This window comes from Bacteroidota bacterium (assembly GCA_016721765.1).
GTDB lineage: Bacteria > Bacteroidota > Bacteroidia > UBA4408 > UBA4408 > UBA4408.
Map to the genome: position 1 here is coordinate 738,372 of JADKHO010000004.1, position 16,752 is coordinate 755,123.

Below are 16,752 nucleotides of genomic sequence, written 5' to 3' on the forward strand. Positions count from 1 at the left end.
AGAAAACACAACCTATGTGCACTATGTGTCTATTGTGGTTAAAAAAAACTACAGCAATCAAATCGCAAGTTAAACCTACTTTTTCTTCTTACTCAAAAATTTAAATCGGCTGCTCACATCACCAAAGAAATCCATCGCTTTTTTGAGCCAATCAAAATAAAGTGAAATGGCAAGGAATAGCGACATGCTCCAAATGACCGATATATTTACCCAAAAGGTATCGAAGTATTGTCCAAATACCCGCTTTCGAGGTGCAAAGAAATGTGCACGAATGAGGCTGTTTTTTGGTGGATCTAAATAAACAGGATTTTTACGTTGAATTAATTTTCCATCTACTTCCACAATCTTATCAAAATCTTGTGCATTAGTTAATAGATCATCTAAACTTTTATTTACATATTTAAATTTCAACTCATTTAAGCGATTTTCACCGTCTTCACGCACTGTTGCAACCACCGCGCTATCCTTAGCAGAATAGGGCGAAACAATCAATTGCTCGGGCATTTTCTCCAAACTGTCGCGAAGTGTTGAATCGGTAGCAATTAAAAGTTTTCTTTTGCGTGCTTCCTGATATTTTTCAAGTGCGGTAGGTTGTTTTGACTCCACTTTTTTACCGGTATACAAATCCATTTGCAAAGGAGTAAGCGTAATCCCTTCGCTACCCAATTTGAAAATGGTTTGATTGGTTAAGGAATCCTTCTTAGCACGGTAAATATTTTCATTGCGAATAAAATACTTTTCCAATTTTTTGGAATTATAATCCTTTAATTTAGCTGAAACATTCAAATCAAATTTAGCCAAGTTGAGTTTATCCATATCACTGAATACAGGGCTATTTACATCCTTTTGATTGTGTAACTCATACTCATTTTTAAGCACGCCTAAATCGTATTCTAAATCGGCAATTTTTGATTTATCGCTACGTTCCTGAATATCGCGGTAAATATTTTCGCAATTGTCCACCTTGGCTTTTAGTGCTTTTAACCAATCATCTTTTCTAAAATTATAAACGTTTATGCTTTTATCGAGCAGGTAAAAATTCTTTTGAAATTCATTCTTCTTAAACTGATTTACTGCCAAAGCTTCAAATGCCCAACGAGAAGTCATTACTTCGCCCGACATAGGAACGGTGCCTTGTGTAGTAATTACCGGATTGAGTTTATCAAATTTTACAATTACACCGCTTAATAAAAGTTGTGGAATAATTAAAAAAGGAATTAAAATATAAATGGTAACCGCAGAATTAAAGCTGGCCGAAATATTTAATCCCAACATATTGGCAAAGCAGCTCGTGGTAAAGAGCACAAACCAGTAATCTAAATACATCCCATTAATTCCTAAGATAGTATTCCCGATAAGTATAAAGGACAGTGTTTGAATGGCAGATAGCACAAACATGATACTTACTTTAGAAAATAAGTAACTCCCTTTACTCAAATTCAAAAAGGATTCGCGCTTTAATATTTTTCGGTCGGCAATAATCTCTTCGGCACTCACGGTGAGGCCTATAAACAAAGCAACCACCACACTCATAAACATATAAGCAGGCATGTTTTCGTTTTCGTAATACACGTAGCCCGCTTTATTGGAAACGTCGCTTTTAAAATAGCGCACCAAATAGGAAAGAATTAAAGCCAATACCGGAGCTTCAAACAAGTTGATAAAAAGGTATTGTTTATTGGTAAGTTTTGAAAGCACATCACGGGTAATGAATACCAAGAATTGCTTTATTTTATTAGGGATACGGAATGTGCTTTTAGGAATTTCAGTTTCCACTTTTGCCGAATCCACTTCGGGCTCAAGCTTGCTTACATAAAACTCATTCCACTCCTTGGGTGATATTTTACGCGTTTGTGTTTGATCGCCATATTCATCCAATACTTTGGATTCGATGATGTTAAAAATTTGCTCCGGATTAACGTTTCCGCAGGTTACACATTCACTTTCATTGGCATTAACATGATTCACCAAGGTTTTGAAATAAATAATGGCTTCCACCGGATTTCCGTTGTAAATAGGATACCCACCCAAATCCAAAATGATGAGCTTATCAAACATCTTAAATATTTCGGAAGAAGGTTGGTGAATTACCACAAATACCAACTTTCCTTTAAGGGCAAGCTCTTTCAGCAAGTCCATTATATTTTCGCTGTCGCGGGATGAAAGTCCGGAAGTTGGTTCATCCACAAATAAAACTGAGGGTTCGCGTATTAATTCAAGGGCTATGTTTAATCGTTTGCGTTGCCCACCACTAATGGTTTTTTCTAAGGGGCTTCCCACTTTTAAATCACGCGTTTCGTATAAGCCAATGCTAGTAAGCAATTCGAGCACCACTCGTGAAATTTCGGGATCCGACAAATTATCGAAACACAGCTTTGCGTTGTAAAATAAATTTTGAAAAACAGTGAGTTGTTCAATCAATAAATCGTCTTGCGAAACGTGGCCGATAACACCTTCAATTTTATTTTTCTCGGTGTGGATATTGATGCCATTAATAAGCACTTCTCCGCTGGAAGGCCTGTCGTTACCGTTTAATATATTAAGTAAAGTTGATTTACCGGCACCACTCCCTCCCATAATCCCGATAAGGGTTCCCGACTCTTCAAACATGTTAAATTTTTGCAAGCCAATCTTGTCGTTTTTGAATCGAAACTCCAAGGATTTAGTTTGAAAAACAATTTTGGAAGCAGTGGTATCCGTCATAAAACAGCTGATGATATCGCTGTAATATATTGGTGAAACCTTGCTGCTGCGTATGGTTGATCCGGGAGTTAAAATGTGCACCTTATCCCCGGTAAGGATTTGGCCATTTAAATACAACTCACTTGTTCCAAAATAGCGTAGCACATACATGCTTACACTGGAAATTTGCAAAACACGTATTTCACCGCTCAGCGTATCCACACACAAGTGGCGACTGCGATCTTCATGTCCTTCTTTTTTATTGTCGATTAACAGTAAATTACTGGAATCGGAGAAGTCGTTCTTACTACTATTGATAAAGGCAGAGCAACGAATAAACTCCTGGTCTTCGATATTAAATACATCGGAAACAGTTTTAACAAATTCGAGTTCTTGCTCGCTGGTTTCTTCGTTAGAATTGATGAACTCAATTAAACGAATAAGCACCACCACTTTTTGTTTTTGAGTAAGCTCTTTGTTAATCTCGGTGCAAATTTTAAGCACCTTAACAGAATTTACGGAGGTTTTCTTTTTTCGTTTTTCGCTGTCGCCTCCCCCTTGGAGTTTTTCTACAAACTCATCAAAGAGCTTGAGGTATTCATCTACCAACTCCTGATTGAGTTGCTGTTTTAAAAAAGATTGAACAATATTTCTACCTGAATTGGTAACTCCATCCACTTTTGCAATAATTGCAAAAAGTTGCATGAGGGCTTTTAATATACGTTCACTCATTTTTTAATACATTTAAAAGTTTTGCGAAAAAAAAAAGACATTACTACACAAGGTAGAATGTCTTTTAAGAGTTTGGCGAAAAAATTATTGTTTGAAACTGATGAGCAATACTGCACAGCCTGAAGTTGCGCTGGTTTTATTCAACTTAGCTTCCATGGTAACTTCCATAGTATTGGTAAATTTAAAATCCCAATACGGTGAATTCATTTGGTCGGCATTGCTAAACAATACATTTCTTTCTTTGTCAAATAATTCAAAAGTTAAGTTGCCATCCGACAATCCGCTACAAGCGGCAATACGGTATTGAGAACCACCATAAAACGTTGCATGAAACTCAGCCACTTCTTTATCCAACAAAAGCGCACGGTATTGTTGTCCATCTGAAATATACTGGTTAGTTAAATTCTTAACACAAGCATTAGCTATGGTATCACATTGTGCGTTTGCTTTATTAGCAAGTACCAACACACAAAAAACGAAAGCAATTTTTGTAAGGATATTTTTCATTTGTTTTTTTTGTTTTTAATGGTCAAATGGATATAGTATCAATCATGTGTAATGACAGTTACAATCCTGCTTATCCAACGATTAAGGTTCTGATATGATTAATTTTTTCGGTTATGGTTTTAAGTTGTGCTTCTGTAATAACTACTTCCGATTTACTGTTAATAGTTGTTACCTTATTTGTTACATCGGTAGTTGGCGCGATGAAAGTGTATTTTTCTTCAATTCCATCAAAATCATACGCTAAATCAATTAGTGCATCTACAAACTCGGTATACTCAGGTTGCTGATAATACGGAGTAAGTAATTTGATAAGGTTATCTAAGGATGATTTTTGTTCTCCAATACGGTTGGCAATGTCTTGATTGGGTTTTGATTTTACTAAACTGGTAGTAAAATATAAACTTTCAACCCATCCACCGGCAATAATTAAAGCACTAACATCCGTTCTTTCGTTATCTTTTAAATAAGAATCGCTTGCGCGGTATGCTGCAGAAGTCATTCCCAATAAGGAATCCTTGTTAGCTAAGTTCCCTTCAAAACGTTTCATTAAGGATGCGTCAAAAGCACCGGAAACGCCAATATCATCGGCTAATTTTTTTACCACTTTCAAATAACCAATTGCATCCTGAGGTTGCTCATAAATAGTAACATAACCTAAGTCAGCACCATACACGCCAAGATTCAAGGCCTTTTTATAATTGGTTGAATAAGAAGTGCTTTTGCTCGCTTGGTTAAGAATTTCTTTTGTGTAGTTAGCACCCAGCTTTTTTAGTAAGAGCGACGTTTCAATTGGCGATGGAATGCTAAAAAGTGCTCCATTTACATTCACCAAATTTGTTTTGGTGCTGTCAACAGCCACCACGTCCTCACTACTTTTTTCTTTGTCGCCACCACCGCAGCTATATAATGTTATAGCGGGAACTGCCAACAAAAACGCTAATTTCCTGATGTGTAATTTTTTAAGTGTCATATCAAAGAATGATTTTTGTTTTAGTAATTAGGGTGCAAGTAATGAAAAAATATTTAAATGTCAAAATAAAATATTGCCCCATTTCATTTTGCCGTTAAACTTAAAGTGATGTGATGAATTGCATTAAATAAGAGACCGAATAATGCAAAACGCCTACAACCTCATTCAAAATCGAACTAATCGGCTTTCGTCTTTTAAAATGATTTGCTAAGTCCCATTACCCAGCGAAATTTTACGTACTCGGGTTGTTCATTTGGAGGACTACTTAGGAAGAAGGGCATGTCAAATCGAATAGTAAGTGGTGTAGGCTTTTCAAGAATTCCCCATTTCTTTATGGTTAAAGTTGCGCCCAAACCGGCATCTGTCCGCACATTGGCAAAAGCTTCCTTACCGCCATCGCTCAGATAATCCAAACTTCCTGCATCTGCAAAGAGGTAAACATCCATTGCCAGGTAATTCTTAATTTTAGCGTAAGGCGTTCGGAAGCGTCGAACAAAGCTCATTTCAACATTCAAGGCTGCACCTGATTTGCCTTTATAAATTTTATGCTGATTCAAATTCTGATTGGTAAATTCTACAGGAGTATAACCGGCATAGCCACGCAAATTCAAGCCCCCAGCTTGTTGAAAATGATTGAGTGTAGAACTATATCCCAGCCAATCTTGTGGGACAAAAGCACCTGAACGCAAATATTTGCTTTCCATTAATTCCTCCGGATTGGCGCCTGCTAAATACAAAGCCGATTCGTCGGGTATAGATTTACCAACTGTATATTGAACAAAAAAACGGGTTCGAAAATCAATAGTATTGAAATAGGTTTTGTTAAGCACAGTAAGGCTAACACTTGAGTAGGCATAGGATTTTGTAAATGCAGCATTTCTGATATTCAAATTTATTTTACCGTTTCCTTTGGGGTAATAATAGGAATGATCGACTCCCAGATTAAAGCTATTATTATGTTTGGAAACATGCCATTCATTCGGATAAAGCAAATAATTTAAATCACTGCTATCTGCACGATACAAAGTCTTGAAATAAAGGTAGAAACGGGTGCGCTCTGAGGTTTTGAACTTTTCGAACCCCAGCTTAAAACTCTGCAAACCATCAAGGTATTTTGCGGATGCTAACAAATTTATTTTTTTGCCCACACTACGCAGCGCGGTTTTGTAGTTCACTCGAAAAGAAAAAAGATTGAAATCGTTTTGAAAATTAGAAAATTGCTTTTGGCCAAGGCCCGTATTAAACCAAAGGGTGGCATCAAAAATATGACGTTGTTTCAGGTAATTCCCATTCAAATGCATCCCGCCTTTTATGCCATCATAACTGTTGTACCAAATTTCGGGTCGCCAAAACAATTCGTATTTTTCCCATAAGGGATCATTCTCAATTTGATGGTCGAAACGTAACACAATGGGGCATTTTTTTGAATTATTTAAAAGATTAAAATCAGCTAAACGATGGCTTGGATCTATTTGGACATTTTTAATGCCTTCAGGTATAGTAACTTTAGCTGTATAGTCGGGATTCAATTTAGATCCCCAACCGAACCATTTAGGCAAAATTATAGCATCGGTTTTTTCTGAAACCAGGTATTGGGAACATGATAATCATAAATGGTATTTTTCTTTGATATTATCCTAAAGTCAATTGGCATTTGTGCAGCTTCCCTTCGCGTAAACCGGATGCAGTACTCTCCCTTATTCTCTGTTTTTTTTACGGAAGTTACTGCATAATCAATGGTCTTGGTAGTTTCGAGCCATTCGTCAAAAAACCAATTTAAATCTACTTTAGTAAATTCAATTATTGAATTTCTAAAATCTTCAAAATAAGGATGTGCAATTTGCCATTGATTTACGTAGTGTTGCATGGCTTTTAAAAACAAACTATCGCCCAACACATATTGCAAATTATACAACATGGCAGCGGTTTTATAATACACCTCCTTATAACCACCCCCTTGTCCAAGCGCACCGTTAAAATCATCGGAATGGGTATTTAATTGTTGGGTTTCATTTTTAAGTGCATCCTTAACATACGATTTGTAGACCCGCTCATAACGGGCTTCAGTTGGGCGCGTATATTTTTTTTCATATTTTGATTTAGGAGGGAATTCTACCAAATATTTACCGTCAATTTTTTCGAGTGCCCATGCTGTCAAAAACTGTGTAAATCCCTCGTCCAAAGCGGGACGGTAGGTTTCGTTGTTACCCACCATGGCAAAAAACCAATTGTGACCAATTTCATGTGCGAGCAATTGCCGGTAGCTAGGATCATAGCCGCCATCCAGCGTAAGCATGGGGTATTCCATTCCATCTTCTGCATCGGCAACAACCAATTTAGGATAGGCAAACATTCCAAAATCGGTTGAGTTAACTTGAATAATTTTAGCAGCATACTCCGCTGCATTTTGCCATAAAGCTGCGTGTGGTTCCTGCACCAATGCAATTACATGAACACCGTTCCACATTTTTTCGCCTATGCGATAATTAGGGCTTGCTGTAAATGCAAAATCATGCACATTCATTGCATTATACTTCCAAATTTTTCGCTGGGAGGCTTGATATGGAATAACTACTGAAGGTTTGCTATTCCATGGCTTATGTGCAAAATTTTTAATATCGAGTTTTTGTCGAAGTGAATCCGGCATAACTTCGTCACTGTTTTGCAACATACCGGTGGCTTCTACAATGTAATTTGATGCAAAATTTAAGCTTACGTCAAAGGCTCCAAAATCACCGTAAAATTCTCTGCCCAAATGTTGTTGCGTATCCCAACCAAATTTTCGATCATACACGCTTATTCTCGGGTACCAGTGCGTTCCATTAAAAGCGGTGCTGCCAAAAGAAGCGAATTTTTTCATTCTTCGCCGCGTTGCACCTTCCCCAAAATGGGTTACAAAATCAATTTCGAACTGTGTTGTTTCTCCCGGTTTTAGTGGCGTGTTTAAGTAAACCTTTAAAATAGTATTATCGAGTTCGGTTTTTAATATCACTCCATTTTGCTCCAATTTGGAAATGGTGGTACCTAATTTTTGTGCTTCGTATGCGCTCCACTTGGTTTTTACACCATTGTTTAGCATCAAATTATCAGCATAAGAGCCGGGTTGAAAAGCATTTTGGTAAAGGTGAAAATACACAAACTGCAATTCATCCAGTGAATTATTGGAGTACTCTAATACTTCAGATCCATCAATGATGCCGAGCTTTTCATCGAGTGTAGCATCAATGGTATAATGCACATCTTGCTGCCAATATTCGGGATTGGGTTTTCGATTTTTCCAATAATAGGGATTCACGCTTGAGCGATAGGTATAGCCGGGTGTAACTGAAGTTTGGGCGAACGAAACATGCTGAAAAAGCAAGCAAATCAGCACTTGTAAAAAAGTTTTTCTCACAAATAAAAGTTGAAGGCTGCTAAGATAGCCTTTATCGCAGAAGCAAAAAAGCCGGTTCGAAAAAATCCGACCGGCCTTTTTAAATTGATGAAACTATATTTTAATTGAGCACTACTATTTTCTTAATCAAGTACTCATTTTCAGTTAAAAGATGTATGAAATAAATACCATTGTTAAGCTTTGAAACATCCACCACCTTCTGAAACCCAAGTCCTGATTTATGTGCAGTAAAGTGCATCAGCTCTTTGCCATTCATATCTTTCATTGAAATGGTTACTGCACTGAAATTAGCCACATCGCAATTTATGGTCAACTGATTCTTTACCGGATTAGGAAATACCGAAAAATCGAGTGAAGCTGTTTTTTGCAGTGATTTTACACCGAGTGTCAACTGGTTATTCACCGGATTAAATATGCGTAAACTTCCCGAGCTGCCTGCAATATAACCGCGGGGTTTGCGGAATGTAACACGTGTATTGGCAGTTGTTGAACCTTTAGAAAAACGTTCCCAGGTTTGCCCAAAATCAATTGTTTGATAAATAATACCGGCTTCACCAACAGCCCAAGCGCTATCACCCAATTCGGAGCAAGCAACACTCGAAAAGTTTATATCCACTCCCGAAAGGGAAAGGCTCCAGGTTTCGCCCGCATCGTTACTTTGAACTATTTTACCTTGATCGCCAACCGCATAGCCTTTTAATGGGTTATCAACAGCAAAAACAATTGAACGTATTGGAGTAGTTAAACCTGAACTTTTTTGATTCCATACACCGGCATTTCGTTTTACAATTTGTCCACTGTCACCCGCAACAAATGCATCGGTTCCATTGTCGTAAACAGTATATAAATTTGCCTGCGTAAATTGTGGCGCCGCTACAAATTTTCCGGCAAAATAGCGATATACCTTACCGCTGTCACCCGCAATATACCCTGTACCATTGCTCGAAAAATCAACCGCATTTAGTTTAACGGTCGGAAGAGCGCCTGAAGCAAAAGTTACCGTATCCCAGCTTAAGCCACGATTAAGTGTTTTTCGCACCCCGCCATTGCTTCCTACAACAATCCATTCGAACGCATTTTTAACTTTCACAGCTTGCACATCCGACAATCCTGTTGCTTGAACCGCATACCAGTTTACTCCATAGTCGTTAGTAAATTTAACAGAGCCATCGGCAAATGAAATTGTTCCGGTACTGTCGTTCTTAAAGGAAATACCTGTAACAGTAGTAACTGCATTAGGGTTTAGGGCGCGATTTGGGAATTTCTTATCCACTTTCACATAACGTGCATTTGTTTTTGATGTGCTGCAACCATTGATATTGGTGACGGTTACGGTAATATCAAAAATCCCGGCTTGCGTATACGTATGCGTAGGTTGCGTCAAACTGGAAAATGTGCCATCTCCAAATTTCCATTCAATTGCATCGGTAGGTAAAATAGAAACAATAGGAAATTTTGCAATTGCATTTGGTAAAAAATAATATTCAACTGAATCTCTAAATGTAAATTCGGGAGATTCAAGCTTAAATGCAGGAGTGGATGTTCCAATAGATGGTGGATTATCAGCTAGTACACGAATACTATAAAGATTACTGTTTTTAACACTTGCAGGAATTTTACACATTATGCTACCACTTATGGAATCCTTTTTTATGCCAATTCCTGTGAAAGCCCCGCTAAAACTACCAAGGCTATCAGAAAGCTGCACAATAAAGGTATTGCTTGTATCGAAATTGCCCGAAACAGTATAAAATAAATTAAACGTATCGGTCTTGCAGGGGTCAGTGAGCAAAGCTGTTGTACTAATCAAGGGAGTAACACCAATAAATGCAGGCATTATAGTAAAGGTTGCATTGCTTACATCACTTATAGTTGCATTGTTGGTGGCTTCGATCTTCACTAAACAAGTGGAAGAAGTGCTATCGGGCACTAACCAAAAATAGGGGCTTTGCGTGATTCCTGTTTGAATCAAATTCCAATTTATACCGTTATCAATGGAGTAATATGCGGATACTGTATCCACATAATTATTATCCCACGTAAGTGGAACGTAAGCACCCGGATAATAACTTTCGCCTCCATTTGGTAACAAAACATTTAAAAACGAATAATTTGTGCAAATCATAAAATAATCGCTGGTGCTTAAATTACTGCCACTGCCATCCGCAGGTTCAATTCGAATGCGGTTTCCGGTAAACGTACTGTTGGGAACTGTCCAAAAATACATACCATCACTCGCATCGACTGTATCAATAAAATCATCTGTGCCTGAGTTGCGTTTTAGCCAAAGCGTAATTTTACCGTTATAGTTGCTCGTCCAACGAATGTATTGTTGTGTTCCTTCACACCATTTATCGTTTAAAACAGGTGCAGTCAATACTACATCATCATTTAAGGAGTTCACTATCGAAAAAGTTGCATCGCTTTCGTCCATAATGGTGTGCGCTAAATTGCTAACTTTAATGTAACAATCTGTTGAAACAGTATCTCTAACCCTCCAATTATAAAAGCCGGTATTGGCGACAGTATCAATAACATAATAGGTACCTCCATCCAAAGAGTAAAACAATACAACCACAGGCGGCATACTTACACCGGTCCAAGTGATGTAGTGGTGCTTTTTACGTTCAAGTACCTCTCCCCCATTGGGTGATAAAATTTGAAAGCTAGTAGGACTGGGTGGAGTAATGGTAAAATTGTTTGAGGCAAAAAGTGGGGTGCTTAAATTCACTCCAAAAATTCCAACTTTGCAGGTAGTTGAATTTATGCCACGCGGAATTTGCCAATTGTAATTTCCAATGTAAAAGCTACTATCGTTATCGTAAAGGGTTTGCACACTATCCCGCATTTTAAACCAGTTTGCACCGCCGTTTATAGAAAATTTTAAATCAAAAAATGCAGAACTTACTCCTGAGGCAAACCAGTTAATCGTAATCAACGAATCTCCATTAAAGACTTCTGCACCAACAGGATAATTGAGCTGTGGTGAAAATTTTACCTTTACAGTGTGTTGGTGTTTTACGGTATGATTAAGTAAATCTGAAATGCGCAAGGTATACGCATCGAGCGGATTATTTGCCGGCAAAAAATAGTTTAGTACTGCAGGACTATCCGGCACATTCGCAATTAGCTCCCACGCAGTTTGACCCTGCTGCTGACGCTCAATTTTCACACTGTCAATCCCATTACTTTGCCAAGTGATGGGATAAGTTGCATCAACAAACCAGCTTGCAAAATCGTATGGTTTTTTAATGCGCAAAGGTTGGTCACTTGAAAATTTTGCCATAAAAATATCTACTGTTCCTCCATTAAAGGAAGCAGTATCATCAGGACTTGGGTCAAAATCAACATCGTCGCCAAAATAACCTGTTATATAAATATTGCTATTTCTATCTATGGAAATATCTAGTGCTTCATCGTATTGAATTCCACCAATATCTCTTGCCCAGCCAAATTCTCCATTTTCATCATAATTTGCCAAATAAATGTTATAGCTAGGGCCTGCACTTAAAATATTAAAGGAAGCACCAGGGTCAAAATCCAAATTTCCGGTATAGGTGCCAGTAATAAAGACTAAGCCATTCGGATCAACGGCTATAGAATTGCAATAATCGATTTGTGCATTTCCAATTTTAAATGCCCAAACAGAATTACCCAAGGCATCATACTTTGTGACAAAATTATCTGAAACACCTGCACTTGCAGAAACCAAATAATTATCAACTGGGCTTGGATCTGTTTCTAAACTATCGATAAAAGTTCCAACTACGTATACATTCTGATTATTATCCACCGCGATAGAATTTCCAAAATCTTCATTGGTCCCATCCAGTGCGATTGCCCATGTAAAGGCACCATTTTCAGTGTACCGCGCAACAAAAAAATCGGAGTTTCCATCGTTACTTCGAATGTATTGTCCCACTCCATCAGGATTAAAATCGCAAGTGCCGCGGTAAAATCCGGTAAGGTAAATATTCCCTAAATTATCCGTTTCACATTGTGAAGGCTCAACCGTTGCGCCACTTAGCTGATTTGCCCAAATATAATTTCCATTGTTATCGTATTTCGCAAAAAAGCCGTTTGAAGTTCCAGTAGAAGTTAAATTAGCGCTTGCAGCGGAGGGGTCAAAATCCGCGGTTAAATAAAATTTGCCGGCAAGGTAAATAGCTCCGGTATGCTCTACTTTAAAGGAAGTTGCGTAACAATCGGATACCCCGCTGATTGATTTTGCCCAAACATAATCGCCGTTGGAAGTGTATTTAGCAAATGCAATGGTTTTATTTCCTTGCCCATCCACATTGGCAATGCCGGCTCCCGGATCAAAATCGAGGGAAGTGCTCAATTCAAAATTAGCCAGCAAATACACATTTCCGGTATCATCCACCTGAATGTTCAAACCCTTGCTCAAGTTAGCATCTCCAATTTGTTTTGCCCAAATAAAATTTCCATTGGAATTGTATTTTGCGAAAAAAATATTTTCGCTTGTTCCACCGGCAACCAAGTTAGAAATGCCATTACCAGGGTCAAAATCGACTGTTCCCTTAAAGAGACCAGTAAGGTATACATTGCCTTGTCTATCGCTCACAATAGATTTACCTACGTCTACATTAACGCCTGCATCTCCAAAGCGCTTAGCCCAATTATAATATCCCGCAAAACTGCTTTGGTAAGCTAAAATTGTGGTTAGAAAAGTGAGGAGGAAGTAAATTATATTTCTCATATACTAGTGGTTGAATTACCGCTAAATATACGTACAATTGGACGTTACAGACCAAATTTTACTCGCAATGAGGGATTTTTGAAGCCAAGTGGGTTAATTTTTTAGCTGAATGTTTTTGAATCTGCTAAAAAATGGAGTGTGCTAAATACAGTAATCGCAAAATTTGGGTTGAAGAATAAAGATGGTGCCATATGAAAATGGAGACGAAACGAGGAGATACAATTTAGGATTTTTTACTAAGGCTTTCTTTGTATCTGAAAGAAAATAAGTATGCTAACTAAATTTAAACTGTCTAAATGTGGCAATAAATCGTTAAGCTTTACTCAACTTAACACTTTTGAAGAATCCTTTGTTATGAACAAAGAAAATAAAGTGAAATTATTGTTTATCTCTCGTCCTTCCCAACATATTGGTACTGTTAATGGCCATCATTTCCTGCATGGTGCGTTGCATGTTTTCGGGGCTACCATCCAAGAAAATAATATTGCCATTTCCATTCTCTGCGAAGTGCTTAATAGACTCTGTCCACATCGAAAACAATATAACCGATGTATCCATATTGGCTTCCTGCATTTCTTTGGCAGCCATGCTCATACCCTTGGCCACTTCCTCGCGGAATAAGGCAACACCTTGTCCTCTTAATTGGGCGGCGAGGCGTTCTGCTTCGGCAGCAATTTTAATGGCGTTTCCTTCCGCTTCAGCAGCTTTAGTTTTTGTAATTAATAGGGCTTGACCTTCATTTTCGGCAGCCGCCTTAAGGTTATTACTAGCAACGACCTGGGCCATACTACGCATAATGGCTTCATCAAAGGTGATGTCGTTGAGTTGCAAATCAATTAAGTGATATCCCCAGCCTTCTAGTGTTAAGTCAATTTGTTCCTTAACATCTTCAACAATTTCGCGCCGCAGCGATAAAACTTCCGATTGCTTTTTGGTTGCTACAAATCCGCGAATACTGCCTTCAACAGTACGTATTAAGGCTTGCATCAAGTTGCGCTCGTCAATAAATTTGAAGGCCACATTCTTAACTGTTTCTTCCTCTTGATTGAGCACTGCGTACAAAAGCATAGCTTTAAAATACACGTTTGCCTGATCGATGGTTGTGGCTTGAAATTCCAATTCTACTGAGCGATTTTGAATGGTTACTCGCTTGTAAATAACTTCTACAAAGGGAATTTTCATGTTTAAGCCGGGTGTTAAAATACGGCGGTATTTGCCAAATATTGTAATCACACCAATTGTTCCTTGCTGCACTGTTACAAAGGAAAGGAAGAGTGTTGCGAGCACTAACACTAAAATAACGATACCGGCTATTCCCATAATTTTTGCATTTAAAATTTTGATTAAAGATAATTTTTTTTGTTTTGATTTTGTTAATATTTTAGAAAAGCCTTTCGTGTCGTCAGGATTTGCTTGCTTACACTTGATTTTTAATATCTTTGGCGGCTCAAAAAAGGAGAGCGATTAAGATTTTATGCAGAAAAAAAACATTCTTATAGGTATTGGAATCATTGTGACACTCAGCTTAGTAGTGCTCTATTTTTCGTCCAAAAATAAAAGCAATACACTTAAAAAAGAGCTTACCAATTTTGCAGTTAAAGATACTGCCGGCATCAGCAAAATTTTTATGGCGGATAAGCGAGGAAAGCGCGTAACATTAGAGCGTGTAAGTGCACATGAATGGAAGGTTAACGGTAAATTCACTGCCAAAAAAGAATCCATGCAAACTTTACTCGAAACCATGCATGGTATTTCGGTTAAAGCAACAGTTCCCAAAACAGCTTTTAATAATGTGGTTAAGCGCTTGGCGGCAGAAGCCGTGAAGGTTGAAATTTATCAAAATAACCAACTAAGTAAAACCTATTATGTTGGGGGTACTACAACCGATTTTTACGGTACCTACATGATGTTAGAAAATTCGGCTACTCCTTATGTAATGTGGCTTCAGGGCTTTGAAGGCTTTTTAAATACACGCTACTTTTTAGATGAAAATTTGTGGCGAAGCAACCAATTTTTTCCGCAATTACCTTATGAATTTTCAAACATTAAAATTGAATATCCGCGCAATCCTGAGCTCTCTTTTGAGTTAAAAATAAATCATCTTGGAAACGACCCACGAAATGTGCAATTCAGTATTTTATCGCTAAAGAGTGGCAAGGAAATTTCCATCGATACCAATCAAATTAAAGCTTATTTGCTCGATTTAAAATCGGTCACTTTCGAAAGTATATCTAGTAAACTCAATCCAAAAACCAAAGACAGCACCATGGCATTGCAACCGTTGCATCTAATCAGTGTTAGTGATGTGCAGGGCAAAACAATGCGCTTTACAACCTTCCCCCGAAAGGGAGTGGATGGCGATTTGGATGAAAAAGGCTTCCAATTAAAATATGACCCTGACCGCTTTTATGCTAAACTAAATGATGAGCCCGACCTCTTTATGGTTCAGTACTTGGTATTTGACAAGATTCTAAAACCTATTACCTACTTTGAGAAGTAATTTTTTGTTGAAAAAAAAGGATAACTCAAAGCCCGAATAAAAGCTATTATGTGAAGCAAAAAATTATATTTGCGACTTAACTAAAAAAATAATAAAACCGTATGAAATTTATTGTATCGAGTTTGACTTTAATGAAACACCTACAGCACATCGGAGGGGTATTAAATTCAAGCAATTCGCTGCCTATTTTAGATAACTTCCTGTTTGAGATTGAAAAGGGCGAAATGACAGTTTCCGCATCGGATTTGGAAACTACCATGACCACTAAAATTGCAATTAAATCTGAAGAAAGCGGAAACATTGCAGTTCCTGCAAAGATGTTGATGGACATGTTGAAAAAACTTCCTGAAACACCACTTTCATTTTTGATTGATGAGAAAACGCATTCCATTGAAATTTCTGCCGGAGAAGGAAAGTACCGATTGACCGGATTTGATGGAAATGAATTTCCAAAGGTTCCAGCTATCACCAAGCCCAGCACCATAAAGTTGCATTCGCATGTGATTGCTAATGCTATCAATAAAACAATTTTTGCAGCCGGAAACGATGATTTACGCCCAACAATGAGTGGTGTGTTTTGTCAACTAAGCGATCAAAACATATTGTTTGTAGCTACAGATGCGCATAAATTGGTGCGTTACACGCGCAACGACTACAAAGCAACAAAAGCTACTGCTTCATTTATTCTTCCTAAAAAACCGTTAAATCTTATTAAAGGAATTTTAGCGGCTGAGGATACTGAGGTTACAATGGTGTATAATAATACTAATGCGTCATTCAGCTTTAACGACATCAATTTGGTGTGCCGTTTAATTGACGGAAAATATCCGAATTACGAAGCGGTTATTCCAAAATCGAATCCGAATAAATTAACGATTGATCGTGTTTCTTTGTTGAATTCAATTGGGCGAGTTGCGCTTTTTGCGAATAAATCAACCAATCAAGTGCGCCTAAAAATTACCGGTAGCGAATTGAGTATTTCTGCTGAAGATTATGATTATAATAACGCAGCAAACGATCGTTTGACTTGCAGTTTCACCGGCGATGATATGGAAATTGGATTCAATTCCAAATTTTTATTGGAGATGTTATCCAATTTGGAAAGCGACAATGTTATCATAGAAATGTCGGCTCCCAACAGAGCAGGAATTTTATTACCTGCCGAAAAAGACAATAAAGACGAAGATATCCTCATGCTGGTGATGCCAGTTATGTTGAATTCTTAATACTTTACCTGAATTCAAAAA

9 protein-coding genes are annotated in these 16,752 nt (G+C 37.8%); 2 read left to right on the plus strand and 7 right to left on the minus strand.

Translation table 11 applies throughout. The features are described 5' to 3' along the window. Nucleotides 1-75: 75 nt before the first annotated feature. The 7 genes from IPP32_17200 to IPP32_17230 form a co-directional block, all read right to left on the minus strand. Complete coding sequence (locus IPP32_17200) at nt 76-3,414, minus strand: ATP-binding cassette domain-containing protein (protein ID MBL0049821.1); 3,339 nt, start codon at nt 3,412-3,414, stop codon at nt 76-78. An 84-nt stretch (nt 3,415-3,498) separates the two neighbouring features. Further along, nucleotides 3,499-3,921 (minus strand): hypothetical protein, encoded by a 423-nt coding sequence (locus IPP32_17205; GenBank protein MBL0049822.1) that lies wholly within the window; start codon nt 3,919-3,921, stop codon nt 3,499-3,501. 70 nt (nt 3,922-3,991) lie between these two features. Continuing rightward, nucleotides 3,992-4,891, minus strand: a complete 900-nt coding sequence (locus IPP32_17210; protein ID MBL0049823.1) for a hypothetical protein — start codon at nt 4,889-4,891, stop codon at nt 3,992-3,994. A 194-nt stretch (nt 4,892-5,085) separates the two neighbouring features. Further along, on the minus strand, nt 5,086-6,450 hold the full coding sequence (locus IPP32_17215) for a hypothetical protein (GenBank protein MBL0049824.1): 1,365 nt from the start codon (nt 6,448-6,450) through the stop codon (nt 5,086-5,088). A 2-nt stretch (nt 6,451-6,452) separates the two neighbouring features. Then, the gene (locus tag IPP32_17220; protein ID MBL0049825.1) at nt 6,453-8,285 is read right to left on the minus strand and encodes a M1 family metallopeptidase; all 1,833 of its coding nucleotides are present in this window, start codon (nt 8,283-8,285) and stop codon (nt 6,453-6,455) included. A 100-nt stretch (nt 8,286-8,385) separates the two neighbouring features. Then, the gene (locus IPP32_17225; protein ID MBL0049826.1) at nt 8,386-13,005 is read right to left on the minus strand and encodes an SBBP repeat-containing protein; all 4,620 of its coding nucleotides are present in this window, start codon (nt 13,003-13,005) and stop codon (nt 8,386-8,388) included. Nucleotides 13,006-13,383: 378 nt separating this feature from the next. After that, the gene (locus IPP32_17230) at nt 13,384-14,325 is read right to left on the minus strand and encodes an SPFH domain-containing protein (protein MBL0049827.1); all 942 of its coding nucleotides are present in this window, start codon (nt 14,323-14,325) and stop codon (nt 13,384-13,386) included. 154 nt (nt 14,326-14,479) lie between these two features. Between IPP32_17230 and IPP32_17235 the strand changes: the two genes are divergently transcribed. Both IPP32_17235 and dnaN read left to right on the plus strand, forming a co-directional pair. Next, nucleotides 14,480-15,505: a hypothetical protein gene (locus tag IPP32_17235; GenBank protein MBL0049828.1), complete on the plus strand. Its 1,026-nt coding sequence runs from the start codon at nt 14,480-14,482 to the stop codon at nt 15,503-15,505. Between the two features lie 101 nt (nt 15,506-15,606). Further along, the gene (gene dnaN, locus IPP32_17240) at nt 15,607-16,731 is read left to right on the plus strand and encodes a DNA polymerase III subunit beta (GenBank protein ID MBL0049829.1); all 1,125 of its coding nucleotides are present in this window, start codon (nt 15,607-15,609) and stop codon (nt 16,729-16,731) included. Nucleotides 16,732-16,752: the final 21 nt, after the last annotated feature.

Coding starts and splice junctions, on each gene's coding strand:
- IPP32_17235 (MBL0049828.1), top strand. CDS start 14,480: ATGCAGAAAAAAAACATTCTTATAGGTATTGGAATCATTGTGACACTC.
- IPP32_17225 (MBL0049826.1), bottom strand. CDS start 13,005: ATGAGAAATATAATTTACTTCCTCCTCACTTTTCTAACCACAATTTTA.
- IPP32_17205 (MBL0049822.1), bottom strand. CDS start 3,921: ATGAAAAATATCCTTACAAAAATTGCTTTCGTTTTTTGTGTGTTGGTA.
- IPP32_17210 (MBL0049823.1), bottom strand. CDS start 4,891: ATGACACTTAAAAAATTACACATCAGGAAATTAGCGTTTTTGTTGGCA.
- dnaN (MBL0049829.1), top strand. CDS start 15,607: ATGAAATTTATTGTATCGAGTTTGACTTTAATGAAACACCTACAGCAC.
- IPP32_17230 (MBL0049827.1), bottom strand. CDS start 14,325: ATGGGAATAGCCGGTATCGTTATTTTAGTGTTAGTGCTCGCAACACTC.
- IPP32_17200 (MBL0049821.1), bottom strand. CDS start 3,414: ATGAGTGAACGTATATTAAAAGCCCTCATGCAACTTTTTGCAATTATT.